The following is a 26,741-nucleotide window of genomic DNA, read 5'->3' as shown; positions in this document are numbered from 1 at the left end:
CCAGAAGATAAAATTAACCTAGGAAACTCATAAGAATCAGTTTTTGACAGATTGGAAGGTAAACTGGCAAAAGCATCCTGTATTCTGTGATTTAAAAAATGTCATCCGGCGCTAAAAAACTATTTCTCTGGCTGGCAGATCGGCGCAGGCCCAGCTCGGCGCAGGAAGAGAAAACTGAAAAATTCACTCCTGAATCCCTGAATAGATCAAACATAGACCAATAAATCAGGGATCAAAAAAGGCTAAAAATGCCTTAAATAAAAAAAAAATGAGAAAAAGCCTTAAAATAGGGATTAAAGGCTTTTCTCCGCACACATCAGAACATGCTTCATAAGCATTGCAATTGTCATGGGACCTACACCACCCGGGACAGGAGTTATAAGAGAAGCTTTCTGGATTACGTTTTCAAAGTCAACATCTCCGAATACTCCGCCTTCTTCCGGGGTGATTCCCGCATCAAAGATTACAGCTCCTTCTTTAACCATATCTGCTTTAATAAGGTGCTTAACCCCTGTCGCAACCACAATGATATCGGCACCGAGGGTGTACTTCTTCAGGTCATCGGTGAAGATGTGACAGACCGAAACGGTTGCGTTTCTGTTCAGGAGCATTGCAGCCATTGGCTTTCCCACGACATTGCTGTGCCCGACAATAACCGCATTTTTCCCCTGAACCTCCACACCGTACTCCTCAAGGGCTCTGATTACCCCGTGAGGGGTGCAGGGGACAAGGCCTTCGTCCCCGATCATGAGTTTTCCCATGTTATAGGGATGAAAACCGTCTGCGTCCTTTGCAGGAGATATGGCTTCCATTGCTTCCTGCGGAGAGAAGTGCTTCGGCAGCGGAAGCTGGAGCAGGATTGCATGCACATCTTTGTTTTTGTTAAGGGAATCGATCAGGGAAAGCAGTTCTTCCTGAGTAGCTTCTGCCGGAAGAAGGTAGTCTTCTGCTTTGATACCCACACGTTCGCAGGCCCTGTGCTTCAGGCGGACATACATCTTTGAGGCAGGGTCGTCCCCTACAAGGATGGTAGCAAGCCCGGGGGTGATCCCCCTGTTGCTTTCAAGGTCCTCAACTCCTGCCCTTACTTCTTCTTCGACCTGCCGTGCAAGCACTTTTCCATCTATTATTCGTGACTCATAGCTTTCATCTGACAACTGGTAAACCTCCCCGATTAGCTGTAAACAGGGAACCTTGAACAGAGGTCCCTTACCTTAGCATTGACTTCCGACAGCAGAGCATCGTTTCCTGCATTCTTGATTGCAATCTCGATGTAGTCGGCAATCAGTTCCATTTCTTTTTCTTTCATACCCCTTGTGGTACAGGCAGGAGTCCCGAGCCTTACCCCGCTGGTTATAAAGGGGCTGCGGGTCTCGAAAGGCACCGTGTTTTTGTTGGCAATAATTCCGGCTTTGCTCATTGCAGCTTCCGCATCCTTGCCTGTAATATTCATATTATTAAGGTTCACAAGCATCAGGTGGTTGTCAGTGCCGCCGGAAACAATATCAAAACCTTTCTCCTTCAGACATGCACAGAGAACTTTTGCATTCTTTATGGTCTGAGCCTGATCCTGCCCGAACTGCTCACTCATGGCTTCCTTGAAGGCGACTGCCTTTGCAGCTATGACATGCATGAGGGGCCCACCCTGAATGCCCGGGAAAACTGCCTTGTTTACCCCCATTGCAAGCTCTTCGGTCTTTGAGATAATCATTCCGCCCCTGGGACCCCGAAGAGTCTTGTGGGTAGTGGTGGTGACAAAATCCGCATAAGGCACAGGGCTTGGGTGTACGCCTGCAACCACAAGACCTGCAATGTGGGCAATGTCCGCAAGGAGGTAAGCCCCTACTTCATCGGCAATCTCCCTGAACCTCTTGAAATCTATCACGCGGGGATAGGCTGAAGCTCCGCAGACGATCATTTTCGGTTTGCATTCCTTTGCCATCTTCAGGAGTTCGTCATAGTCCAGTGCTTCGGTCTCTTTGCTGACCCCATAAGGCACGATGTTATACAGCTTCCCGGAAAAACTTACAGGGCTGCCGTGAGAAAGGTGTCCGCCGTGAGAGAGGTCCATGGACATGATTGTATCCCCGGGCTGCAGTACTGAGAAATAGACAGCCATATTGGCACCTGAACCGGAGTGGGGCTGGACATTTACGTACTTTGCCCCGAAGATTTCCTTTGCCCTGGCAATCGCGAGGTTTTCGGCAACATCAACGAAATCACAGCCACCGTAATAGCGCTTGCCGGAATATCCCTCGGCATACTTATTGGTCATGATTGAGCCCTGGGCTTCCATAACAGCCCTGCTCGCATAATTTTCTGACGCAATCAGGTTCAGTTTGTGTTCCTGACGATCGGCTTCCTTTTCGATAGCCTCAAACAATTCTGGATCGATTTTTTCAATGTAAGACACTGCTGTCACCTAATCCAACATTTAAAATTTATTTGAAATCAAGGGTTTCTTGCTAGCGTGAGTTGATTATTGATTGACTGATTGAATAATTGAATAATTGATTGACTGATTAAATGATTAAATGTAAGTATGCTTGCGATTCTGGTATTTACTTATATTAATGTGTTGTAATCCCGTAAGAACTGCCTTAAAGCCGGAAAGCAGGAGGGACGAAAGTTTTCAACGCCCTGAAGCTTCTCATGAACGGGAATTATCAAAGACTCAGGAGATTCCTGAATATGGAAAATCTTTTGCTGCCCAGAACACTGATGAGTAATATAATTCATATACTTATAACTGTCAGGTATTAGTGAGGCGACTAATTAATGAAAGCTATTCCGGTTTTGGAACATTTTCCACTTTTTGAACAGATTCTCGAAACCTATTCAGCCGGGAATTACCCGATTTTAATATACCTATTTTGATCTGGATTTCTGTCTTCCTGATTCAGATCTTTATCGATCAAAACTTTCTCAACTCGGCCCTGCATGATAAAATTAACGCAAATCCAGAGCTTCTACAGAGTTCAGGCTCATTTAAAGACTATTTTAAGAGTTATTTCAAGGGTAATTCTAAGGGATATTTAAGGGTAATTTTAAGAGTTACTTCAAGGGTAATTTTAAGGGATATTTAAAGGCCATCACTTAAGGGCCATTACGTTTCTGCCCTTGACTTTAAGCTTACCCTCGACAAAGAGCCTGACGGCTTCGGAATAGATAATATGCTCCTGTTCGAGAATCCTGGCAGTGAGAGTTTCTTCGGTATCTTCCGGGAGCACAGGCACACATTTCTGGATGATAATTGGCCCGGAGTCGAGTCCCTCATCAACAAAATGTACGGTGCAGCCAGCAACCTTTACTCCATACTCAAAAGCCTGTTTCTGGGCATGAAGTCCTTTGAAAGCCGGAAGAAGGGAAGGGTGTATGTTCAGGATCCTGTGCCTGTATGCCTCAATGATCTCGTTTCCAAGGAGCCTGAAATAGCCCGCAAGCAGAAGGAGGTCCGTATCATACTGTTTAAGCACCTTCAGGATTTCTCTATCGTACCCGGCTCTGTCACGCCCTTCAGGGTCGAGAAAAACAGCACTTATTCCATGTTTTTCTGCACGTTCGAGCGCATAAGCATCGGCTTTGTTGGAGATAACCACATTGACTGCCGCGTTTTTTATGTAGCCCTTTTCAATGCTGTCTATAATCGCCTGGAGATTTGAGCCCCGTCCTGAGACCAGAACTGCAATCTTTACCGTCATCGAAGCTTTTAGATTGAAACAGTGATATATTAGGGTTTTGCATCTTTATGATGTTCGGGGCAAAACGAGAGTAGAAGCTCTAAATATAGTAATAGAGTTGTAGGAAAGAAAATTATCAGCCATTCATGACCGATAAAACCGTATTCTCCATATTGAGTCGTTCCTATCCCGGCAAAGTTGCGGCTCTGCAGCCCGAATTGCGACTCGGGAGTACGTGGTCTGTTTCGGCAAAGTTGCGGCTCTACAGCCCGAATTGCGACTCGGGAGTACGCGGTCTGTTTCGGCAGAGTTGCGGCTCTGCAGTACGCTGTCCTTTTCGCTGCGCTCAAGAGGACTAAACAAAAACAATGGTAAAATAAAGAGACGCAGGAGAGCGGTTTTTCCCATAAGAAAAAGAAGAAAGAAAAAAGCAACAGAAAAATACAACTTGTGACACTTGCAAGAACCTAAAAAAGAAAAGTAACCAGAGGGAACGATAACTCTTTGCTTCTTTTGCCGTTTCTGCTTTCCTCCTTTTGTGAAGGGCCGCAAGACAGGCTGGTAGAGGCTTTTGTATTTATCTGTGGATTGAAAAACGGTTTCCGAGCTGAAGTAAGTATTCTCTCAGTTCGAGGAACTTCTCTTCAATACATCGTCTCTCTTAATTGCATTGCTGGCTTGAAATTTGCTTTTTATCTGACTTCAAACCCACCCAAATTTTCGAGCGGCGCAGAGAGAGAGAGAACAAAAATATTTCCTTCAGGGTTTCGGAATAAATAAAGCAAATAATCGAAAATCACAACCGGAGAACAAAAAGAAAAAAGAAAATGAAAATGAAAATGAAAATAGAAAAGAGCTGTTAAGCGCCACTGTGTGTTTCCTTGCGTTCCTCTATGAACTCAAGGAGTTCCTGCGAATCGCTGATCTTGTCGAGTTCTTTCTTTTCGATCAGTACCGTATTCTCAACGGACTTCAGCTTGGAACGCCCGTTAATGATGAATACGGACTGAGTTTCCGTAATGCAGGAAATGCTGCTCATCAGATGGGCTCTTTTGACTACGGTTGTGTTGAACTCGCTGACCCCCGTGAGGATGACTGAAGACTTGTCCCGGGAGATTGCTTTGAAGGGAGCCTGAGCCGTAGGGAGAACATCGTATCCGAGCATCGAAATCGTATTGAGGATCAGGTCTTCAGGCAAAAGAGTGTTATGTTTTACCTGAGATTCTTCCTTTTCAGGCTCTGCTTTCTTCCTGGGCTTCCTGCTCCCGCAGGACTTCAGGATATCTATAGGTCTTGCCAGTTCAACCCCGAAAATGTCCTCAAGCTGGAGCACGACATCTATGGATGCGTCCATGCCTTCTTCTTCATATTTGCTGATGGTCCTTCTTGAGACCCCTACCATGGAAGCCAGGGTCCCGAGAGACATGGACTGACCCGTCCTTGCCTTCTTAAGGAGATCTCCTTCTATTGAGATATAAAGCCCGCCGGGAGCTGCTGAAACCAGAGGCTTGATATTTTCAACGAAATAGTCATATAGGGTCTGAACATTCAGAGCAAGGATATCATAGCGCATGTATACGACACTATCTTCGAGCATCTGGTCCCTTGTCTTGGCTCCAACAACGATAGCGGAACCTCCGAGATACTCAGCAAGATATTTCATCTCCCTGGCTGTTTCCTCGTTCAGGCCGTCAATGTTAAATAAAACCTTGCAAAGTAGTAGTGTTTCATCTTTCCGTGCGGCAACATCAAAGCTCCTGGGACGTATATTACATCGGTCAGAGAGTGCAAAACCCGCACGCGACAATACATCAATAATTTGATGTATGAGAACCTCTTTTGTCATTCCGGTATCAATCTCTGTTTGAACATCTATATATATATTTCTCCGACATTGGCAATGTTTACAGAGGAAAAACAAGCCGGAGAATCCCGAAAATCCCGGCATCCCCATACCGGAATTACAGAAATATTAAGGGAGAAAACTGGATACGGAAAAATGATCATCGGAATTGACGATACGGACTCTAACGAAGGCATGTGCACAACATACCTGGGAGCCCTGCTGCTCGAAGAACTGCAGGAGTACGGGACTATGGAAGCCCTACCCCTCCTTGTGCGCCTGAACCCGACCATTCCCTATAAAACAAGAGGGAACGCAGCAGTAGCCCTGAAGCTCAAAACTGACTGGCCTGAAAAGGTAATCGCCCACGTGACATCCAGAATAGAAGAACTTGCGCGTATGGAGTGCGAAAAAACCAATCCCGGGGCCGTATTTATCCAGGAAAAAGATTACGAGAGCCTCAAGCTTGTCCTCCTGAGTTTTCTGGAAAAAGCTGTAAAGGACGTGGTTGAAATAGAAACGGCAAAGCACCTTATCTCGGAGCTCGGGATCAGCTCAAAAAGCTTCAAAAACGGAAGGGGACTGATAGGCGCACTTGCAGCCTGCGGGGCTATGCTGAACCCTGAGAAGTGGGACTGCACTTTTGAGCACCTGGCATACCGGCGGAAGGAAAATTGGGGAAGTCTCCGGGATGTTAATAAGGAGAGTTTTTTTGAAGCTGACAGGCAGACCTACCCCGGAACCTGGGATACGGTAGATCTTGCAAACAGGCTCGTAGTCTGCGTGCCCCATTCGGCAGACCCGGTATTATTCGGGATAAGAGGAGAAAGCCCCGAACTCGTTGATAAAGCTGCAGCTCTGATCCAGGCCGAACCTGTCGAGCGCTCTGCTGTATACAGGACAAACCAGGGGACGGACATGCATCTCCTGCCAGCAGCATGCATCTCTGAAATCAGGGACATGCATTCCTACAGGCTTGAGGGAACGGTCTCGGCAGCTCCTAAAACCATTGAAGGAGGACACGTTATCTTTGCAGTCCGGGACAGGAAAGGAGACGAAATCGACTGTGCAGCTTTCGAACCGACCAAGAACTTCAGGGTGCTTGTCCGAAAACTGGTGCCCGGAGATCAGATTATCCTTTCGGGAAGTGTAACTTCAGGGACTCTGAACATTGAAAAAATACAGATTACAGCGCTTGCTCCCCTTTACGGGGAAGAGAACCCGAAATGCCCGGAGTGCGGAAAACACATGAAATCCGCAGGGCAGGGGCAGGGTTTCCGCTGCAAAAAATGCGGAACACAGGCACTCTCAAAAGTCCGTTGTGAAGCCGAAAGAGACCTCGAACCCGGAATCTATGAGGTCCCACCCTGTGCCAGGAGACACCTTGCAAAGCCGCTTGCAAGGGAAAGATGCCAGAACATAAGGATTTATCCTTCCCGGTGAACGGGAAAGGCTAAAAACCTAAATTCCCGGAGCTCTACACCCGTGCCTGCCTTTCCACCAAGCCGGGAAGCTCAGTACAGTTCCGGCACGGGCGGAGCTTTTCTTTTATGCTCGTTTCTCTCAATGCGCCTGGTAACGGAGTTGAGCTGCTCAATGGAAATCCCGGTAGCATTCAGAATCTTTTCCTGTTCTGCCCCTCCTTCAATCATCCTGAGCACATCATCAACCTTCAAGTAAGAAATTCCAAGTTCGGCTTCATCGGTTTGCCCTGTCCACAGACCTGCGGACGGCTTTTTGGTAATAAGGGGGTCCGGGATTCCGAGCCTGCGGGAAAGTTCCCATACCTCGGTCTTGTAAATCCCGCCAATAGGCTCAAGGTCGACGCCTCCGTCCCCATACTTCGTGTAATAGCCAAGGAGGATCTCGGTTTTGTTTCCCGTCCCGATGACCATGCGGTTTAGCCGGTTTGCGTGGAAATAAAGAAGAGACATCCGGGTTCTTGCCTTCAGGTTGCCCCTGGTGAGCCGGTCCGCAGATTCGCTCTCGGGAATAGCAGCCATGAAAGCCGAGACGATGCCTGAGATGTCAATTGTCCGATATTCAATCCCGAGCCAGTCGGCAAGAATTTTCGCATCTTCGCTATCAACAGCCGGGGTCAGGCTGCTTTCGGGCATATGGAGGCCAAGAACCCTCTCTTTCCCCAGAGCTTTTACAGTAAGTGTTGCGGTAAGGGCAGAGTCAATTCCTCCGCTGATGCCTACAACTGCCCCGTCCACACCTGCTTTATCGGTCTCATTCCGGATAAACTCAATAATCCTATTCTGTGCATTTTCAAGGTCCATGCTTTCAAATTCCTGGAGTTTTGTGAATAATTGAAATCCGGTAATCTCGAAGTTCAAATCCTGATTTAAACTCTAGTTCATCGGAAGACCGGAATAATTCAGCCGTATAAATAATCCAGCCGTATAAATAATCCAGCCATATGAATAATCCAGCCGTATAAATAATCCAGCCATATGAATAATCCAGCCATATGAATAATCAGGTCATATGAATAATCAGGTCATATACATCTTAAAGGCTGATTCAGGTTGTATTAAACAGTTTTATACACAGGAGCTGTAGATATATTAACCTACCAGGGAAAATGGGACTAAGGGTAAACTTATTTAATAAATGGGAGATATAGGAGACTTATCTTCCGGACATAATAATATAAATACCCGAGTATTAAATATATTCAGCAACTGTCCATTACCTGAGTATCCCGGTGCCGGGGTGCTAAAGGTGCCTTAAGCTGGCGAAAATGCATATTCCGGGAGTGTAAAAAACAAAAAATATCTGGATCTCGCCAGGCTGAGGACTTTCGGATACAGATTCGATACCCGGAACAGCCCAAAGAAATGCGCATGTGGAATAAATTTCCCGGATGACAGGCATTAAAATAAAAAGAGCATCTAATAAGAGTATATTCCAGAATTACACGATCCGGAAAATTCGGGAAAAATCCAGTATCCTTTCATTTTACTTCGTTACCAGATAAAATTACAATCAAAAAGACAACTATTTTCGGGATGATCCATGGAAGAAATACAGTTGAAGGTTGAAAAGGCATACCCTATCGACCTTGGAAGAGGAATTATCCGGCTTGACCCTACAGCGCTACTGAAACTTCAGCTCTCTCCCGGCGACATTGTAGAGATTAGGGGGAAGAAAAAGACCACAGCAAAGGTATGGAGAGCAGACCGGCAGGATTGGGAACAGGGAATAGTGCGCATTGATAATTTCATCCGGCAGAACGCCGGAGTTTCCATCGGGGAGAAGGTGACCATTAAAAAGGTCGAAGCCCCGGAAGCAAAAAAGCTCGTTCTGGCACTTCCGGAAAGCATGACCCAGGGAGGACCTGAACTGCAATTTGGGGAGCATGCGAATGAGATTATAAAGCGGCATATCCTGAAAAGGCCTGTATTCAAGGGAGACATAATTCCGATTATTAATTCGATGTCTCAGCCAATGACCGAGTCCCTGACAACAAGCCAGGTAATCCCGCTGGTGGCTGTTGAGACGGACCCTGCAAACACCATTGTCCTGATCACGGAAACCACTAATATCGAGCTCCGGAAAAAGCCGGTACAGGGCTACGAAAAAGCTACCAGAGGCGTCACCACCTACGAAGATATAGGCGGGCTTGGCCAGGAGATAATGCGTGTCCGGGAAATGATAGAGATGCCGATGAAGCACCCGGAACTCTTTGCCCACCTCAATATAGAGCCTCCGAAGGGAGTTATCCTCTACGGCCCTCCCGGAACGGGAAAGACCCTGATCGCAAAAGCCGTGGCAAACGAATCCGGGGCAAGCTTCCATTACATTGCAGGGCCCGAAATCGTCGGAAAGTTCTACGGGGAAAGCGAGGAAAGGCTGAGGAAGATCTTTGAAGAAGCAACCCAGGACGCTCCTTCGGTTATTTTCATTGATGAAATCGATTCCATTGCTCCCAAAAGGGAAAACGTAACCGGAGAAGTGGAAAGGCGAGTGGTTGCCCAGCTCCTTACCCTCCTTGACGGGATGGAGGAAAGAGGGCAGGTCGTGGTTATAGGGGCTACCAACCGTGTGGATGCAATCGACCCCGCACTCAGGAGACCGGGGCGCTTTGACAGGGAAATCCACATTGGAGTGCCGGATACCAAAGACAGGTATGAGATCCTGCAGATCCACACCCGGGGCATGCCAATCGAAAAAGATGACGAAATCATGCCAGCAGAGCCCGAAGTCGAAGTCGAAGTCGAACTTGAAGCAGCGACTGAAATCGAAGCTGGAATAGAAGTCGATGAAGCTGCCCTGGAGAGGGAAAAGAAAGAGAAGACAAACCGCTACCTCATGTATCTGGCTGAGAGGACGCAGGGCTTTGTGGGAGCAGACCTTCTGGCTCTCGTACAGGAAGCAGCAATGCGCTGCCTCAGGGAAAACCTGCCTGACCTCGACATTGAAAAAGAAACAATCCCTCCCGAACGGCTGGAAAAAATTGTTGTAACCAAGAAGAACTTCGAAGATGCCCTGATGGAAGCCGAACCCTCAGCCCTTAGAGAGATCTTTGTTGAGATGCCTTCGGTTGGCTGGGACGGCGTGGGAGGCCTGGATGAAGCAAAGAATGCGATCATCGAAGCAGTCGAGTGGCCCATTAAAAACCCGGAAAAATTTGTCAAAATGGGCATAAAAGCTCCGAAGGGAATCCTGCTTTACGGCCCACCCGGAACAGGAAAGACTCTGATAGCCCAGGCTGTAGCCAGAGAGTCAAACGCCAATTTCATAAGCGTCAAAGGGCCGGAGATGTTTTCGAAGTGGCTCGGGGAGTCGGAAAAAGCAATCAGAGAAACCTTCAAGAAAGCAAGGCAGGTTGCTCCCTGTGTTGTCTTCTTTGATGAGATCGACTCCATTGCTGCCATGCAGGGCATGGAATCTACGGACAGTCGGACTTCGGAAAGGGTGCTCAACCAGCTGCTGACCGAAATGGACGGGCTTGAGACCCTCAAGGACGTGGTAATAATTGCCGCAACCAACCGCCCTAACCTGCTTGACCCCGCAATCATGCGTCCGGGCCGCTTTGACAGGCTGGTTTACGTTGGTGCGCCTGACCGTAAAGGCAGAATGAAGATCTTTAAGATCCACACAAGGAATACCCCGCTTTCGGAGGACGTGGACCTTGAAAACCTTGCCAATATAACGGAAGGATACGTGGGTGCTGACATAGAAGCAGTATGCAGAGAGGCTGTAATGTTTGCCCTCAGAGAGAACTTCGATGTAGAAGCAATTGAGATGAGGCACTTCAGGGAAGCCCTCAAGAAAGTAAAACCCACAATCAACGAAAACATTGCACAGTTCTATGAGAAGATAGAGGAGCAGTTTAAGGGAGGCCAGAGACCGGCAGAGACAGCCGGATATGTGGGATACAGGTAAATGGTACACAGGTTAAGAGCTTAAATGAGTATGACTCAGAGCTTAAATGAGTATGACTCAAATGAGTAACTTTTAAAAGGAAAGAGTTTATAAAGATATAGCTTCAAATTGAATAAAATATCAAAAGTAAAAGTATTTAACCTGAAACGCCAGCATTACCCAAATTCCGCATAACACCGAGCACGGAGACCAGATAAGTATGTCTAAAATATTTGCAAGAAACCTCCTCTTCAACAAGCAGGTGATGGCTACTGACGGGACGGAGATCGGAACTCTGAGCAACATTGTAGTCGAAATCAAAGGAGGACATATCATTGACCTTATGGTCAGCCCAAACCCCACCTTTGATGTTTCAAGATACAAAAAAGAGGATAACTATATCCTGATTCCTTTTGACTCCGTAAGCGCCATCAAGGACTATGTTATAATAGACAAAATGAAAGCAAGGGCATAAATTGAAAAAATAAGGAAAGGAAAGAAATCTCCTTTCCTTTTTAGACCCTATTTTCACCTTTTTTGCTTTGTTTTCTTTTGGCCCGTAAATTTCAGAGGAACTCTTCTTTTTAGTTTTGACCCACCCTAATTGCACTTCCCGAGTTTAGCTTCCCGAGTTTAGCTTCGGGATCACAGGAAATCGGAGATTTTCTGGGAGTTGCACTGCAAGTGCAACAGCACGAGGTCCTTTTCGGTCGCTTCGCTCCCTCAAGAGGACTACTTGATGATTTTAGCAATGACTAAGCTCAAGTGGACTAAATTATAGATCTATTAAACCAGTAAAACCATATTCGCCTTATTACGTCGTTCTTGTCCCGCTCGACACAGGAGAGCGGTCTTTTCCGTAAAAAAGAGGAAAAAAAGCAAATTTAAAGACCAACTTCTATGGAATAACATGCGAGATAAACGAATTTCAATTATAGCTACTAAACTGTGAAATACCTCTTAAATTGAAACGCAGGTGGAAAATTGTAATGAAGCTGGAGGATTAATGATGAAAATCTATCAGGTAGACGCATTTACAGAGAAACCTTTTTAGGGAAATCCGGCAGGTGTTTGTGTTCTGAATGAGAAGCTGGACGAGAACCTGATGCAGAACATAGCCCGTGAGATGAACCTGTCCGAAACCGCGTTTCTTGTCAAAAATGATGATGGATACGACCTGAGGTGGTTTACGCCAGACGGAGAAATCGACCTTTGTGGACATGCGACCCTGGCAAGCGCCCATATCCTGTGGGAAAAAGGGCATTTGGGAAAAGACCGGGAGGTAAAATTCAGTACAAAAAGCGGTTTATTGACGGCAAAAATGAACAACGGCTGGATCGAATTAAATTTCCCGGCATTACCTGAAGAAAAAACAGAACTGGCTGCAGAGTTACTGGAAGCACTGGGCATTGAAGCAAGCTACGTCGGGAAGAATATATTTGACTACCTAGTAGAAGTTGAATCCGAAGAAACAGTAAAAACAATGAATAGCCGGATTTTACGAAACTTTTGAAAGTACCTGCAAGGGGAGTAATCGTTACAGCAAGAGCCGGAACCGGAGGATACGACTTTGTGTCAAGGTTTTTCGCGCCGGAAATAGGAGTATGGGAAGACCCGGTCACAGGGTCGGCTCACTGCTGCCTGGGACCTTACTGGCAAAAAAAGCTGAACAAAGACGAGTTCGTTGCATATCAGGCTTCGGAACGCGGCGGTGTCCTGAAAGTAAAAGTTACCGGGGAACGGGTTTTAATTTCAGGGAAAGCAGTGACAGTGATGGAAGGAGAATTGTTGATATAAAAAGAAGAGGCAGCAGCGCATTGATGCGAATAACAATAATAATATGTTCCCTTTCATAATATATTCCCTTTCCGGGTACGGACAGCAAGTTCATGGGAGGCGGGAATTATGACTATCGAAGCAATTGGCTGTTGTGGTGCATATTGCGGAACATGCAAGGAATTAAAGGCAGGAACCTGTAAAGGCTGTAAATTTGGCTATATAACTGGTGAAAGAGATATAGATAAAGCCAGATGCAAAATGAAAGCCTGCTGCATTAAAAAGCACTATAACACCTGTGCAGATTGTCAGGACTTTCTTTCATGTCCGGTTATCAGTGAATTTTACAGCAAAAATGGGTACAAATATAAAAAATACAAACAGGCTCTTGAATATATCAGAGATAACGGATATGCCAGTTTCCTGAAAATCGCTGACAGCTGGAATGGGGCTTACGGCAAATATAAATGACATTTATGAGGACGAACCGACCAATGCCCGGCTCTGAGCCAGAGCTAAGCTAAAGGGCTGAAAATCTCATAATAACACCGCCTTTCAGCTGTGGACGCGGAGGTCAGGGGGTTTGTAGTATTTTTCGGTTTGGATAGATGACTCGTATTTGGAAGGAATCTGCTGATTTATGAGAACGGATAGTATAAACCACTGGGATATTGTTGCTGAAAACTATAGTGAGGAAAACCATCAGGGAAAAAATTTTCACGCCCAGATATATTTGGCTGCCGTAAATGAATTATTAGGCGATGTAGCCGGAAAACATGTCCTTGATGCGGGATGTGGTGATGGTTTTTTTTCGCTAGAACTTGCACGAAAAGGAGCATTAGTTACAGCAATCGACGGTTCTGATGCGATGTTAAATATAGCAAAGCGCAGGCACTTCCATGGTAATCTTCAATATAATAAAATGGATTTGACTGGAGAGTTAACTTTTGAAAATAAATTATTCGACATTGTTGTGGCGAATATGCTACTAATGGATATTCCTGAAATTGAATTATTTATTTTTGAAGTAGCAAGGGTATTGAAAAGGCCTGGCGATTTTATTTTCTCAATAACACATCCCTGCTTCTTTTTAAGTGACTGGGAAGAGGATGAAAACAACACAAAAAGGTATAAAAAAATTGTGAATTATCTGGACGAAGGAGTAGAAGAATTAAATTTTTGGGGCAAAACCTTACACTATCACAGGCCTTTGTCAAGCTATATGGCTGCGCTTGAAAAAACCGGGATGTATGTGAGTTCATTTAGAGAACCGATTCCTCCAAGAGAATTAATAGAATTATACCCGGAACAGGAGTACCATTATAGAATTCCGTCATTTGTAGTAATCAAAGCAAAATCGATTTAAGAAAAAAATACTCCGGTATTCGTATAACAACGGCTTTCACGCAAGGTTTCAGGCTTTGAAGTATTATTGTTTTTGCATTTAGGAGAATAAGTATGGATGTGAAAATGAAAGGCATTGTAAGGGTTCTTCCATATGATCCAGAGTGGAAAACCGAATTTTTGAAAATAAAAGCAATGATTGTTGATTGTGCCGGTGACCTTATAACTGGTGTCGAGCATGTCGGAAGCACAGCGGTTGAAGGTCTTGCTTCAAAACCTATTATTGATATTGACGTAGTCATTGATTCTTACGGTATTTTTCCGGCTGTGAAAGACAGGCTTTCAAAAATTGGGTTTGAACATAAAGGAAATTTGGGTATTGAAGGCAGGGAAGCTTTTAAAAGAGCCTTCATAGATGATTTTATGCCATATCACATGTATGTATGCCCAAAGGACGGCAAGGGTTATCTTGAACATATAGCTTTTCGTGATTATTTAAGGAATCATCCGGAAGCCGTGAAAGCTTACGGAGAACTCAAAACAAAGCTAGCCAAACAGTTTAGAACCGATATTATAGGTTATATGGATGGAAAACATGAATTCTTACAAAACATTCTTAAAAACGTAAACAAAGAATAATTTTTGTTGGCTTTCGGGTATTATAAAAGGCAGGAATTAAGATAGAAATTGGGGTCCTCACCACAAAGGATCAGGGAATTGATGTTTCATATAGAGCTTGCCCCAAAGCCAATCTAATCTCTTATCATTAGAATTTGTCAGGATTGATTTTGTGATCCGAAACTTAATTGACCATTCGAAATACGAGATTCGGAGGAAAAATTTCGAGTTTCGGGAGCGTCTCAGCATAAATATTATTTTGATGATTTTTGCGGACACTACAACTACAGATTAAAATAATTAAATCAGTTTTTGAAAAAAATTATAGCATGATATAGGGTAAAATTAAAAGAAAAAATAAAAATATAATTTGCAAAAACCCTTTTTTACACCCTTTCTGGCTTTTTTATAGCAATTTAGTAAATCATATATAACAAATGTTCCCTGAATACTACATAAATAATATTAGTTTAATAAGATAACTTTATATAATAAGTATATGTAGTTAGTAGTACGTATAATTAAAAAAACTTAACAGTGGGGAAGGAAAACATGAAACTGACACCTGAATAAGAACGGTTAGTTTCAAGGAAAAAATCGGCACATAAAAATCTGAATGGACGCTCTGTTCGCCTAGCTTCATGCCTTCAAACAGGGATATTTTTGGACTGGTAGAAACCTGCCCGAAAATTAAGGCAATTCAGGTAGCTTATCCCAAATATCATTTTGTATAATTGATTAAAGTGTTAATTGCTAGAGACTTTGGTGATACAACTTATATTGATATTTAGGAGTTGTAAAGTTTGGAATTCAGTCGTGTGTAAAATTAACGATTGGAGTCAAAAATCCGGAAGCTCGATCAGTTACTTACAAAAGATATAGAGCAGTAATTCGAGTTTTGGGATCAGCTCAGGTACAAACCTTGAATGAATAAAGTAAAAACTAATTGAAAAAAAGTGGGTGAAGTTTTATGGAGTATGTAAGAAAAACATGTCCAATTTGTGGGAATGAGTTTATAGTCCAGAAAAAAGTGGAGGAAAAGGCAATTTACTGTACAATTAAATGCCTTTTAGCTGCTCAGGGAAGAGTGAAGAGGGAAAAAACTTCCTCATTCATGTCTGTATGAATTATTCCGTTTCACAGGAAACGGTATAATTTCTTCACTATTTCCTAAACCTAAAGCAATCGAAAAATGAAACCAAATTAAATCAAAAAAATAACTTAATAAAACCAGCTTAGAACATAAAATAACTTTACAGTGGGGGAAAAACATGAGAATAAGAGTGGTCAGTTCAAGAGAAGAAATCTTTACACTTAATCCGAATGAGCGCCTTGTACACCTGGCTTTCAGGCCTTCGAACAGGGATATTTTTGGATTGGTTGAAACCTGCCCGAAGATTGAGGTAATTCAGGTACCTAAATCCTACATAGCTACGGTCTCAAGGTCCATAGAAATGTTCCTGCAGATGCAGAGAATTCAGCTTGTAGAAGGGGATGTGTGGGGTCACAGGAAAGATATATGCGAATACTTCACAATCCCGTCCTCAGTGATTGAAAAGATTAAGGATATGAAAATAGAGGGTAAAACAGCTGAGGAGATTGAGAAGAAGGTTTCAAAGGAGAGCAAGCTGAACCCTGGAATGGTCGCTTATATCCTGACCAGGGAAACTCCTGTATAAATCAAAGAAATTCCCGAGAAATCCAAACAGGATAAAATACAACCCTTAAGAATTTGCTGGAGATTAACACGTAAAAAGATACCGAATCTTTCGAAACTTAATCTCCGGTTTATAATCTTCAGCTTAATTACTCCTATAAGGGAAAAATTCAATATCCTTCATCCGGTAACTTCATATCCTCTATTACTGAAGATATCGATGGCTACTTTTACGAAGGTGCAGACGGCAGCCAGATGGCTTTCTGAACCTGTTATTCTGACAGAGTTTCCAAAAAACATTTTCATGAGTTTGACGAATACATGGTTTGCGTTAGCAGGCAATATACAGCAGTATTGAATGATGAGGAGTTTGTTCTTAATCCCGGAGACGAATTATTCATCCCAAAGGGAACAGAACAGTGGGGGAGATGTATTGCCGGAACGAGAACTATTCATGCGTTCGGGGGAAAAAGGATTTGTAGAAGTGAAGAATAAGGAATTTTAGAAATGTGGGGTATAGAGGATCCTGTGAACCACCTTCTTTTATGTTACATCGAGCAGCCTTTACTATAAATTAGGAAAGATACCTGCGAAAATTTCGCATTAGCATCAAAACAATCACAACAAATCCTATAGTAAGCACGGCAGCTAAGCCAGGATGCTGTGAAAAGTGATTAACGAAGGATGTGAGTCCAAGTCCGATTAAAGTAACTGCAATTACATAGTAGTTTTTTCGCCTTGAAATATCGAGATATATTTTCAAGTTATTACTTATCAGTTCATTACCCTCTCTATATCCTACCTTGTCGCCTCTTCTTACTAGCTTTCTGTGGTGAAAAATTGCCAGCACATTACCAATTGAGATAAAAAAAGCTATGAATAAACAAAAAAGAGCAAAAGCGATATGATAAGAACGAAGAGCTTCCTGGTAGCTAGAAATTCCTCTGCCATAAACAAAACTGAGAGCTGCGATAGAGAAACCAAATACTGTAAATGTTAAGGTTATTAACGAAAAAAATCTATCCAGAATTTTATTTTGCTCCTCGAATAAATCTTTTTCAATACTTTTTTGCATAGCCTGATTTCCGTCCTCTACCATACTATTATCTCCACACCACGATTCTCTTTCCAATTTTAGAAAGATCTCAATATTGCATGTTTTATAGTCCCAATACTGTATGTTTTATGATTTCATTATTACATGTCTTATAATCCCAATGTCGTATGTTTTATATATAGGTCAATAAAAGATCAATAAAAACATAATTCCACATCATTTTTAATTCGTAAAAGATTTTGTAGTATTTACCGACAGGCGAGTAAGGTAAGTAAGATGCACACTCAAAGCAACAATATTCAAGACTACCTTAAAAAAAGTGAAGTCATAGATTATGATCATAAGCTGATTGTTGACAAGTGTCGTGAACTTGAGAAAGATATTGGAGAGATAGAAGAAAAAGACGAAATCGGCTTGATTAAGAAAATTTATGAATTTGTCCGGGACGAAATTCATCATTCAGGGGACATAGACGCACGGGAGGTTACCTGTAAGGCATCGGAAGTTCTTGAATTTGGGCACGGGATCTGCTGTGCAAAATCTCACCTGCTTGCAGCCATGCTGAGATATTTCGGGATACCGGCAGGGTTCTGTTATCAGAAACTGTCTTCGAGTCGTGACGTAAACAAAAAATTCGTGCACGGCTTAAACGCCGTATATTTAAAAGACCTGAACAGGTGGATAAGGCTGGATGCAAGGGGCAATAAGCCGGGTATAGATGCTCAGTTTTCCATATACGAAGAAAGAGTTGCAAAGCCGATTCGCAAAGAGCTTGGAGAAGAAGACAATCCCGCAATATCCATAGAGCCGAATTCGGTTGTTGTTGAGATATTGAAGAAAAGCAACAACATGGAAGAACTATGGGCGCAGTGGGACCTCGGGCTGAAAGATCTGTTTCGTGCTTAAAAGTTAATTCGTGGTCGGGATGCCCTCCGTCAGGACACTCACAGGAGAAGGGCTCTGGATAATTCAATTTTAATAAGAAAAATGATAAAGATGAAGTATGGAACTTGAAATTCAATTTGACCAGCTAAATGAAAAATATGTGGATGCAGCCGCTGATTTAATTATGTCTGCATACATCGAAGAAAAGACAGCGATTCCATTTTTACCTTACGAAAAAGACCACTTATACAATCTCAGGAAGTCAATTAAGAACTTATTTGACAACGGAACAGGCATCGCTGCTGTAAGGGATGGAGAATTAATCGGATTTATCGCCGGATTTGAGGTTAAAGAACTATTTGGGAAATGTAAAGGTATTTACAGTCCTCTATATGGGCACGGCGGGAAAAAAGAATATAGAAGTGTATTGTATCAGGAGTTATATACGCACGTAGCTGAAATATGGGTAAGAAATGCCTGTTTTACTCATGCGTTAACATTTTTCGCACATGACACTGAAACTACTGATTTATGGTTTTGGCAGGGGTTCGGTCTGCGCTGTGTAGATTCTATTTGCGAATCAAAAAAGATTCCTGCAAATGATCATCCTGATATCATAATTAGAAAAGTCCACTTGCCTGATATACCCACTTTAGCAAATATTCACAGACAACATAATATGTACTACAGAAACTCACCTGTCTTCATGCCCAGAAGAAACGAAGATCCGGTTAAGGATTTAACTTTTTGGCTTAAACAAGATAATCATCATTTATGGGCAGCTTATCAGGATGGAAAAACACTGGGATATATGAAAATTCAACCAGACGCTGAAACTTTTATTTCGGAACACAGGGACATAATGAACATAACCGGTGCATATGTTCTGGAAAATGAAAGAAAAGCAGGCATAGGAACTATGTTATTGGGAACAATACAGGAATGGCTTTTAAAAAACGGGTATACTCTTTGCGGAGTGGATTTTGAATCCATAAATACTACGGGAAGTAGATTCTGGAATAAGTATTTTGTTCCGTATGCATATAGCATGGTCAGACGGATTGATGAGAGAATTTCAACATGAGTTAATTAACTTTAAAAATAAGGTAACTATTCAGGTAGCCCTGTGAAGGCTACGCAATTTTTACTCGAAACGAGTAAAAATTGCATATAATTTGAATCTTATTTTGTTTCGTTATTTTTGTTTCGTTATTATGCTTACACGTGAAGAGATTCTTGTTATCTATGAAGCTGGTCCTGAAGCTGTAATTTCTGTAATCCATAGACTCGAGAGTATCATAGAAGAGCAATTCATTCTTATTGCTGAACTCGAAGAACGTGTAAAGGTTTTGGAAGCTCGCTTAAATCAAAATAGCCGTAACAGCAGTAGACCTCCTTCTACTGATTTTGTTGTCAAGGAGAAGCCTAACCCCAAGAGTCTCCGGAAAAAGAATGGTAGAAAACCTGGAGGTCAAGAAGGACATCAAGGGACAACTCTTGAAATGACTGATGATCCTGAGTAGATAATAGAACATTCTTTGAGTTGCTGCGAAGAACGTGGACATACTCTTGAGAATGTTGAAGCTGAATCTTATGAGAGAAGACAGGTCTTTGATATCCCTCCTGTAAATCTAATTGTCACGGAACATCGATGTCAGATAAAGACCTGAACAGGTAGATAAGGCTGGATGCAAGGGACAATAAGCCGGGTATAGATGCGCTTTCCATATACGAAGAAAGGATTGCAAAGCCGATTCGCAAAGAGCCTGGGGAAGAAGACAATCCCGTAATATTCATGGAACCGAATTCGGTTGTTGTTGAGATATTGAAGAAAAGCAATAACAGGGAAGAAATGTGGGCTCAGTGGGACTTCGGGCTGAAAAGGCTGTTTCGTGCTTAAAAGTTAATTCGGGAAGCTGCCAGTGGAAAGCATTACCAGGGTCTCATGGAGAGCAAAATTACTGAAAGCTCAGCTATGGTATAAAATTTAATGTCCTCCACAAGCTCCTAATATACATAAGTTTAAATTACATTTATGCAGGGGGCAAAGTTGCAGGGCGTAAAGTTAGAAGGCACGGAGATACTTAAAATCGTGAAAAACAAGCTGGCAACTGTTATTCTGGATGTGAAAAGCGAGAAGATGGATTCGTTTGAATTCATCCGGATAGAGACCAGTCGTGGGAGGGTCGATTGCAAATATTATAAAGCGGAGGGGACGGATAAAGGAGTAATTATGGTTGGGGGAGTAGGCGGGGACTTTGAAACTCCTGCAGGGGATCTGTATCCGCGTCTATGTATCGATCTAAGGGGAACAGGAATAAGTTCGCTGAGGGTAAAGTTCAGGAATCCAATAAATCTGGCTGAATCTTTATTAGACGTTCTTGTGGGGATAGAGTTTTTAAAGGTAGAAAATATCAGGATTTTTGGCCTGATCGGGTACTCTTTTGGAGGCGCCGTGATTGTTCAGGCAGCATTTAACGAAAAGAAAGTAAAAACCATAGTTATGCTCTCAACTCAGAGTTTTGGAGTTAGTCCGATCTCTTTCCTCTCGGAAGACACATCAGTTCTCATACTTCACGGCAAGAAAGATGAAATTATACCTCCAGAAATCTCGGAGTATGTATACAATCTGGCTCACGAACCTAAGAAAATCAAGATATACGATCTAAAAGCGGGACACAGCTTAAATGAGGTATCCGAAGAGGTTTACGTGGAAGTGAAGAACTGGATAATAAACAATTTAAAAAAAGAACCGGAAAAAAGAGAGACACCGGTCTGAATAGATTTCTTTTTAATCATGATTTTTCATTCCCGGATTTTTCTGATTTGATCTCCTGCTCTATGGTTTCAATAGCAAATACCTCATCGGCTTTATTCAACAATGGGGAGGCAGTCAGCCATATATCTACAATCCGGCCGTCTTTGCTGAGCCTCTGGGTGTGGTAAGGTTCCAGAACTTCGGCCTGACTAAGCCTTTTTACCGTGCCCAGTTCTTCTTCTTTCCGATTCTCCGGGATTAGAGTACTAATATTCATTTTCAGAGCTTCGGCTTCACTCCACCCGTACATCTTCTCAGCCTTCGAATTCCAGGCCAGGATATGACCCTCCAGATCCTGTAATATTATAGCGTCATTCGAGTAGCGCATAACCGCACCCAGGCAGGCTTCAGATTCCTCCAGCAACTCCCTTACCCGCTTCAACTCGGTAATATCAGTAAAAGTGATTACCGCTCCTCTAATAATGTTTTCAAGAGTGCGATAGGGCCGGATGCGCATCAGGTACCATGTGTTGTCACGGGCTTGGACTTCAATGTTTTTGGGCACCAGCTCGTTTAACACCTCTCGTATATCCTCTATCAGGCTGTCATATCCCAACAGGTTTGAGACGATGTCTCTAATAGGCCGTCCCACATCAGTCGGGATCAGGTTAATAACCTGTGTGACTTCAGGAGTAAAACGCATGATGCGCAGTTGACTATCTACGAAAACGGTGCCTATACCCGTGCCGGCCAGCAAATTGTTCATGTCGTCGTTGGCTTGAGACAGATCGGCCACCTTATTTTGCAGTTCAGCATTGACAGTAACCAGTTCCTCATTAGTTGACTGTAATTCCTCCTTGGAGGTTTCCAGCTCCTCGTTGGTGGATTGCAGTTCTTCATTGATTGACTGCATTTCTTCATTGGAAGATTTGAGTTCTTCATTGGAAGCTTCCAGTTCTTCATTGGCGGTTTTTAGGTCCTCTTCCCTGGTCTGCAGTTCCCTCCTCAGCGCCAAAATGCGTGCATCGACTTCCATTCCGCTCTCATCGGCTCCTCCCTTAGCCTCCCTGGCAGCTGTACCTCTGGTTTTATTTTGTTCCTGTTTTGGAGATTTTTCAAAAGTAACCAGGAATAGATTCGGCCCATAGGCTGTGTGGGGACTTGTAACCACAGGTACTATTGTTAGATCTACGGTAGTGAAACCGCCGTTGATTTTGACCTGCAACCCAGGGTAGAATAATTGTTTTTTATCAACTACCGCTTTGTGCAGGGCTGTAATCAACTTCTGACGTAATCCCTCGCGAGCCATCTTCAGGACATTAATGCCAACCTCACCCGGAGCCAGTTCCAGGTACAAGCCAGTACGTCCATATATGTAGAGAATATCGCCTTTTTCGTTAATGAGTACACTGGCAGGCGCATAAAGTTGGAGCAGCATCTGTTCGCCCAGCTTGCGCAATTTGGATTCACCGACCGGAGCTTCTTCGGATAGTTTTTGAGCCTCCATGGGTCCCAGTCGTGGAGGCACAAATTGTGCTATGGCACGGTATTGCTCGTCTTCAACGTTCTTTGTGCTTCTATATAACTTCGATTTGCGGTCCAGACTGTCAAAAAGATTCGTAAACCCATATACGTTTTCGGAGGGACCCAAGAAGAGAAAACCTTCTGGCTTCAACGCGTAGTGGAAGATGGGGACAAGTCTCCTCTGTAACTCCGAGTCCATATAGATCAGCACATTGCGGCAGCTGAGCAGGTCGAGTTTGGAGAACGGCGGATCTTTAATGAGATCATGCTCGGAAAAGATTACCATATCACGGATAACTTTTTGGACGCGGTAACTACCATCCGGACCCTGGGTGAAGAAGCGCTCCAGCCGTTCCGCTGAAACATCGACAGAGATACTGGCAGGATAGGTACCGATGCGGGCCTGTTCGATGGCCCGTGTGTCAATATCTGTTGCAAAAATTTGTACCTTGTAAGTTCGCCTTATCAACTCCATATGCTCCTGGAGCAGGATACCGATTGAGTAAGCTTCCTCACCTGTAGAACAGCCAGGCACCCAGATACGTATCGCTTCGCCTACAAGCTTGCCAATAAAGAGATTCGGGATGACTTTTTCTCTAAGCACATCGAATGCATCTGGATTTCGGAAGAAACTGGTGACGTTGATCAGAAAATCTCGAAAGAGCGCTTCCACCTCGAGGGAGTTTTGCTCTAAATAATGCACATACTCTTCTATATTCTCGATATTGTGGACGACCATGCGCCGCTCGATGCGTCGGCCAATAGTGCCCCTTTTATAATTGGAAAAGTCGTGACCAGTATGGATGAACACCCTATTGAATATCTTTTTCATCGCATCTTCGGCCCTGGAGACTGGAGCGGGTACTTTTTCAAAAGCTTGAGTGACATAGTCAATGAGATGGACAGGCATTTCTTTCGGCGGCAATATGTAGTCAGCCAGACCAGTGTCGATCACACTGCGCGGCATGCTATCATACTCGCTTGATTCGGAACTTTGTGCCATCACCATGCCGCCTTCAGCCTTAATTGCCCGTACTCCCAGCGTACCGTCGCTACCTGTACCCGAGAGCACTATACCGATGGCTCTCTCTTTCTTTTCCTCGGCCAGAGAACGGAAAAAGAAATCAATCGGCGTGCGATGACCGCGTGGCTCGGCAGGTTCTAGCAAGTTCAGTGCCTGCTCTTTATAAATCATGTCGTAGTTAGGCGGGATAACATAGACACAGTTAGGCTCGACGTTCATCCCGTTAGTGACTTCGTAAACCGGAATATTTGTATAGCGACCTATCAGGTCTGTGAGGAGGCTCTTGTGCTTTGGATCCAGATGCTGTATCACAACAAAGGCCATGCCTGGCCCGAGGTCGTCGGGCAGAGCTGAAAAGAAAGCTTCGAAAGCAGCCAGCCCGCCAGCCGATGCGCCGATGCCTACTATGGGAAATTCATCCTTTGTGAATTCATGTATACGCTCCCCCGGAGCAGGAGGCTCAGAGATAGAGATTTCTTCTGTAACATGCATCTGCTCTTCTTTTGGTATCTGCTTCCCTTTTGAGACCTGTTTTCCTGTTGGTATCTGTTTTCCTCTTAGTATCTGTTTCCCTTTTGATACCTTCTTCCCTTTCGTTATTTGTGCTCTTTTGCTCGTGGTTTTGTCTATAATCATACAGCCCCTTCCCTTCCTACCTTGATCTGAATATTTTAGTGCTCCTTTATATGTGTACCCAATGATGGAAAGCTCGAAGATCTCGTTCTGAATAATATGTGTCGCGCGAAGTTATGAGAAAAGAGGGAAATTATATAATTGGAATAAATGTTCTCTCTACAAGGCTATATCCCTTTCTTTTCTGGCATGCTGATCCTGCCCGTGAGATTTTCAATATCATTTGCACCATGTAATTAAATTTTATAGGGCTTACTATGACACTGATTATTTTTTTCTGTTACTGTAAACTTCATAGTGAATTCGGTTCCTTTGTCCCTTTTCAGTTCGAGTTCGCCGTTTAACTGTTCTACAAGGGAAATTACTAACTGAAACCCGAGACTATCAAGCTCTTCGATGTTTAGGTCTCTTGGAATGCCCACACCGTTGTCTGAAACAGTCATAGTAAAACTGGTGATCTCGCAGTCTTCGCTGTCGCTTTCTGCGCTGCTTTCTGCGCATTCTATGCTGTTTCTACATTCTCTATTCCCTTCTCTATGGAGGTTGATTTGGATTTCTCCTTTATCCCTACCTAAAAACGCATGCTTGAGGGAATTGGAAACAAGTTCATTAATGATCATTCCCAATGGGACTGCTGTGTCCATATCAAAGGAAATATCTTCTTCCAGATCCATATTTAAGCTGACATCGGTAGTTCCTAGCCTGTATGTCAGGAAAAGATTATCAGCAAGCTCCTTGATATAAGAAGGAAAGTCAAGTTTATCAAGCCCGCCACTTTTGTGCAGCTCCTCATGAATAAGAGCCATAGATATGACTCTATCCTGGCTCTCCCTGAAGGCTTCCGTAACCTCCGAATCCTTAATGCACTCTCTTTTGTTGAACTTTTCAGCCTGTAGATCCAGCAGGGATGAGATTACCTGAAGGTTATTCTTAATGCGATGATGAATTTCTTTTTTACGGACAGACTTGGTATTTTCAAGAAGTTTTTCCATCTCTTTTTTATCTGTCACATCATAAATTGTACCCTGGTAGAATTCCGGCCTTTCATCGGTTTTTCGAATTTTCTGATAAATTTCACTGACCCATCTGACCCTTCCATTCCTGTGTTTTATACGATACTCGACGCCTCCATAACTGGTGGATGAGGAATCTCGAACCTTTTCTTCTACTTTGAGAACAATAGGAAGGTCATCCGGATGGATTATGTCTTTCCACTTAATCCGGGAAGTAAAATCCTCTTCTCTATACCCGGTGATCTCTTCAACAGCCCCATTCAAAAATACAGGAACGAAATTTTTATCAAGCTGAAAAACAATGCCATGGAAATTTTGTATGAAAGAGCTATACTTCTCCTCGCTCTCTTCTACTTTTTTTATCGCAAGTTTCCAATCCGTAATATCTTTCAGTGCCCCGATAGCCCCGTAAGGTTGACCCACATGATCCTTAAGGCAGACCCCTTTATTTTCTACATAAATGTAAGTTCCATCTTTTCTTCTCAATCTTAATTCTTCTTTAAACCTGTCTCCGGTCTTTCTCATGATCTGGGGGTTCCAATCCAAACAATTCATATTTAAAGGCTGGACATTTGTAATCCAAAAGTGTTTGCCAAGTTTCTGAAATTCATCAGAACTGTATCCCGTAACTTCTTTTATAGCGCCTGACCAGCTAAACCTATCTGTTCTTAAGTCGTAATGATATATTACTTGCCCTGTCTGCTCTGTGGCAATCCTGTATATTTCCTCGCTTCTCCGAAGTTTTTCCTCTGCTCGTTTACTATTGGTTATATCTCTGGCAATAACTAAGGCAGCGACTGGATTTTCAGAGGTATCAAGAATTGGAGAAATACTTAGTGAGACGTTTATTATTATACCATCTTTTCTTAACTGTAAAGTCTCATGATGGTGGAGTTTATCGCCCTGTTTAATCAGTTCGGTTAATTCTTTCATTTCTTCGAATAACATGGGTGGCTCAAGGACAGACATGGACTTTCCCAGAATTTCTTTAGCCGAATAACCATAAATTTGCTCTGCGCCTTCATTCCAACTGGTAATTGTGCCATCAAGAGACTCGGTTATAATTGCATCGTCCGATGATTCCACAATATTTGCCAGGATCTGAATTTGGTCTTCTGCCCTCAGATTTTTCTCTGACAACTCCCCAGATATCAAATCAAAAAGTTCCTGTTTTGAGGCTCCTGCTTTATCTAAAGTTTCAAATTTTATCCAGTCCGGATTTTATAAGTTTAGTGATATAAAAACGTATTTATTAAAAGACATATCACTTTGAGAATATTAAAAGAGAAACGGAAAAGCTAATCGATTGCTCACACTCATTTTTATTTATCTATGAAATTAATTGCATATAAAGCTTTATGGCTTTAACCGCTACCGATTTAAACAAGAAGTCGGCTCTAAAACAGCCACTTTCTTTTGAAAGAACTTGTGGAGATTTTTTTTCTCAAAGATTGTTTTTAAACAAATCTTCCGTAATGGGAAAATTTTAAAACTCTTTTCAGGAAGCTTTTTGAAGGACAAATTTTCAAAGATGTTTAAAACTCACGGGCCGG

General features: G+C 43.2%; 24 protein-coding genes and 1 pseudogene. 15 read left to right on the top strand and 10 right to left on the bottom strand.

Features of this window, described 5'->3' with window-relative positions:
* Positions 1-293 precede the first annotated feature (293 nt).
* The 3 genes from ACSAZL_RS03970 to purN all read right to left on the bottom strand — a co-directional run bounded on the left by ACSAZL_RS03970 (position 294) and on the right by purN (position 3,701).
* Complete coding sequence (locus ACSAZL_RS03970) at positions 294-1,157, bottom strand: bifunctional methylenetetrahydrofolate dehydrogenase/methenyltetrahydrofolate cyclohydrolase (RefSeq protein WP_440947440.1); 864 nt, start codon at positions 1,155-1,157, stop codon at positions 294-296.
* A 17-nt stretch (positions 1,158-1,174) separates the two neighbouring features.
* Positions 1,175-2,413, bottom strand: coding sequence for a bifunctional serine hydroxymethyltransferase/L-allo-threonine aldolase (gene glyA, locus ACSAZL_RS03965; protein WP_440948778.1), 1,239 nt, complete (start codon positions 2,411-2,413; stop codon positions 1,175-1,177).
* Between the two features lie 679 nt (positions 2,414-3,092).
* On the bottom strand, positions 3,093-3,701 hold the full coding sequence (gene purN / locus ACSAZL_RS03960) for a phosphoribosylglycinamide formyltransferase (protein ID WP_440947439.1): 609 nt from the start codon (positions 3,699-3,701) through the stop codon (positions 3,093-3,095).
* Between the two features lie 125 nt (positions 3,702-3,826).
* On the opposite strand from purN, the gene ACSAZL_RS03955 reads away from it, so the two are divergent.
* The gene (locus ACSAZL_RS03955) at positions 3,827-4,039 is read left to right on the top strand and encodes a hypothetical protein (RefSeq protein WP_440947438.1); all 213 of its coding nucleotides are present in this window, start codon (positions 3,827-3,829) and stop codon (positions 4,037-4,039) included.
* Positions 4,040-4,539: 500 nt separating this feature from the next.
* On the opposite strand, the gene ACSAZL_RS03950 is transcribed toward ACSAZL_RS03955, so the two are convergent.
* Entirely contained in the window at positions 4,540-5,526 is a 987-nt protein-coding gene (locus ACSAZL_RS03950) for a transcriptional regulator (protein ID WP_440947437.1), read from the bottom strand.
* Positions 5,527-5,679: 153 nt separating this feature from the next.
* Between ACSAZL_RS03950 and ACSAZL_RS03945 the strand changes: the two genes are divergently transcribed.
* Positions 5,680-6,966 carry a TiaS agmantine-binding domain-containing protein gene (locus tag ACSAZL_RS03945; RefSeq protein WP_440947436.1) on the top strand — a complete coding sequence of 429 codons (1,287 nt, stop codon included), beginning with the start codon at positions 5,680-5,682 and terminating at the stop codon, positions 6,964-6,966.
* Positions 6,967-7,037: 71 nt separating this feature from the next.
* Here the strand turns inward: ACSAZL_RS03945 and ACSAZL_RS03940 are convergent, their stop codons facing one another.
* On the bottom strand, positions 7,038-7,808 hold the full coding sequence (locus ACSAZL_RS03940) for an NAD+ synthase (RefSeq protein ID WP_440947435.1): 771 nt from the start codon (positions 7,806-7,808) through the stop codon (positions 7,038-7,040).
* A 739-nt stretch (positions 7,809-8,547) separates the two neighbouring features.
* On the opposite strand from ACSAZL_RS03940, the gene ACSAZL_RS03935 reads away from it, so the two are divergent.
* From ACSAZL_RS03935 to ACSAZL_RS03895, 9 genes are all read left to right on the top strand, one after another.
* Positions 8,548-10,920 (top strand): CDC48 family AAA ATPase, encoded by a 2,373-nt coding sequence (locus ACSAZL_RS03935; protein ID WP_440947434.1) that lies wholly within the window; start codon positions 8,548-8,550, stop codon positions 10,918-10,920.
* Between the two features lie 199 nt (positions 10,921-11,119).
* On the top strand, positions 11,120-11,374 hold the full coding sequence (locus tag ACSAZL_RS03930; protein ID WP_440947433.1) for a PRC-barrel domain-containing protein: 255 nt from the start codon (positions 11,120-11,122) through the stop codon (positions 11,372-11,374).
* 630 nt (positions 11,375-12,004) lie between these two features.
* Positions 12,005-12,412: a PhzF family phenazine biosynthesis protein gene (locus tag ACSAZL_RS03925; RefSeq protein ID WP_440947432.1), complete on the top strand. Its 408-nt coding sequence runs from the start codon at positions 12,005-12,007 to the stop codon at positions 12,410-12,412.
* Positions 12,409-12,696, top strand: coding sequence for a PhzF family phenazine biosynthesis protein (locus tag ACSAZL_RS03920; RefSeq protein WP_440947431.1), 288 nt, complete (start codon positions 12,409-12,411; stop codon positions 12,694-12,696). The genes ACSAZL_RS03925 and ACSAZL_RS03920 overlap by 4 nt, the downstream gene beginning before the upstream one ends.
* 108 nt (positions 12,697-12,804) lie before the next feature.
* The gene (locus tag ACSAZL_RS03915) at positions 12,805-13,146 is read left to right on the top strand and encodes a DUF3795 domain-containing protein (protein WP_440947430.1); all 342 of its coding nucleotides are present in this window, start codon (positions 12,805-12,807) and stop codon (positions 13,144-13,146) included.
* Positions 13,147-13,315: 169 nt separating this feature from the next.
* The gene (locus ACSAZL_RS03910; protein ID WP_440947429.1) at positions 13,316-14,041 is read left to right on the top strand and encodes a class I SAM-dependent methyltransferase; all 726 of its coding nucleotides are present in this window, start codon (positions 13,316-13,318) and stop codon (positions 14,039-14,041) included.
* A gap of 92 nt (positions 14,042-14,133) precedes the next feature.
* Complete coding sequence (locus ACSAZL_RS03905; protein WP_440947428.1) at positions 14,134-14,658, top strand: GrpB family protein; 525 nt, start codon at positions 14,134-14,136, stop codon at positions 14,656-14,658.
* 949 nt (positions 14,659-15,607) lie between these two features.
* Positions 15,608-15,763, top strand: a complete 156-nt coding sequence (locus ACSAZL_RS03900; protein WP_440947427.1) for a hypothetical protein — start codon at positions 15,608-15,610, stop codon at positions 15,761-15,763.
* Between the two features lie 145 nt (positions 15,764-15,908).
* On the top strand, positions 15,909-16,316 hold the full coding sequence (locus ACSAZL_RS03895; RefSeq protein ID WP_440947426.1) for a DUF1699 family protein: 408 nt from the start codon (positions 15,909-15,911) through the stop codon (positions 16,314-16,316).
* Positions 16,317-16,474: 158 nt separating this feature from the next.
* Here ACSAZL_RS03895 and ACSAZL_RS03890 read toward each other — a convergent pair whose 3' ends face one another.
* Together ACSAZL_RS03890 and ACSAZL_RS03885 are read right to left on the bottom strand one after the other, a co-directional pair.
* A complete protein-coding gene (locus tag ACSAZL_RS03890; RefSeq protein WP_440947425.1) occupies positions 16,475-16,636 on the bottom strand; it encodes a hypothetical protein in 162 nt (53 codons plus the stop codon).
* Positions 16,637-16,868: 232 nt separating this feature from the next.
* Complete coding sequence (locus tag ACSAZL_RS03885) at positions 16,869-17,393, bottom strand: hypothetical protein (protein ID WP_440947424.1); 525 nt, start codon at positions 17,391-17,393, stop codon at positions 16,869-16,871.
* 234 nt (positions 17,394-17,627) lie between these two features.
* Here ACSAZL_RS03885 and ACSAZL_RS03880 point away from each other — a divergent pair, with 234 nt between their 5' ends.
* The 3 genes and pseudogenes from ACSAZL_RS03880 to ACSAZL_RS03870 form a co-directional block, all read left to right on the top strand.
* The gene (locus ACSAZL_RS03880; protein WP_440947423.1) at positions 17,628-18,257 is read left to right on the top strand and encodes a transglutaminase-like domain-containing protein; all 630 of its coding nucleotides are present in this window, start codon (positions 17,628-17,630) and stop codon (positions 18,255-18,257) included.
* Positions 18,258-18,354: 97 nt separating this feature from the next.
* Positions 18,355-19,320: a GNAT family N-acetyltransferase gene (locus tag ACSAZL_RS03875; protein ID WP_440947422.1), complete on the top strand. Its 966-nt coding sequence runs from the start codon at positions 18,355-18,357 to the stop codon at positions 19,318-19,320.
* Positions 19,321-19,450: 130 nt separating this feature from the next.
* Positions 19,451-19,903: pseudogene (locus tag ACSAZL_RS03870) on the top strand (DUF6444 domain-containing protein); the annotation flags it as partial.
* Here ACSAZL_RS03870 and ACSAZL_RS03865 read toward each other — a convergent pair.
* Complete coding sequence (locus ACSAZL_RS03865) at positions 19,875-20,018, bottom strand: hypothetical protein (RefSeq protein WP_440948957.1); 144 nt, start codon at positions 20,016-20,018, stop codon at positions 19,875-19,877. The pseudogene ACSAZL_RS03870 and the gene ACSAZL_RS03865 overlap by 29 nt on opposite strands.
* Before the next feature lie 253 nt (positions 20,019-20,271).
* Here ACSAZL_RS03865 and ACSAZL_RS03860 point away from each other — a divergent pair, with 253 nt between their 5' ends.
* Positions 20,272-21,015: a dienelactone hydrolase family protein gene (locus tag ACSAZL_RS03860; protein ID WP_440947421.1), complete on the top strand. Its 744-nt coding sequence runs from the start codon at positions 20,272-20,274 to the stop codon at positions 21,013-21,015.
* A gap of 16 nt (positions 21,016-21,031) precedes the next feature.
* Here ACSAZL_RS03860 and ACSAZL_RS03855 read toward each other — a convergent pair whose 3' ends face one another.
* Positions 21,032-24,178 (bottom strand): chemotaxis protein CheB, encoded by a 3,147-nt coding sequence (locus ACSAZL_RS03855; RefSeq protein ID WP_440947420.1) that lies wholly within the window; start codon positions 24,176-24,178, stop codon positions 21,032-21,034.
* Positions 24,179-24,411: 233 nt separating this feature from the next.
* Positions 24,412-26,328: a PAS domain S-box protein gene (locus tag ACSAZL_RS03850; RefSeq protein ID WP_440947419.1), complete on the bottom strand. Its 1,917-nt coding sequence runs from the start codon at positions 26,326-26,328 to the stop codon at positions 24,412-24,414.
* Positions 26,329-26,741 lie beyond the last annotated feature (413 nt).

It is taken from the genome of Methanosarcina mangrovi, from assembly GCF_052057765.1.
In the GTDB taxonomy this organism is placed as follows: domain Archaea; phylum Halobacteriota; class Methanosarcinia; order Methanosarcinales; family Methanosarcinaceae; genus Methanosarcina.
This window is presented reverse-complemented; position numbering and strand designations above follow the sequence as displayed.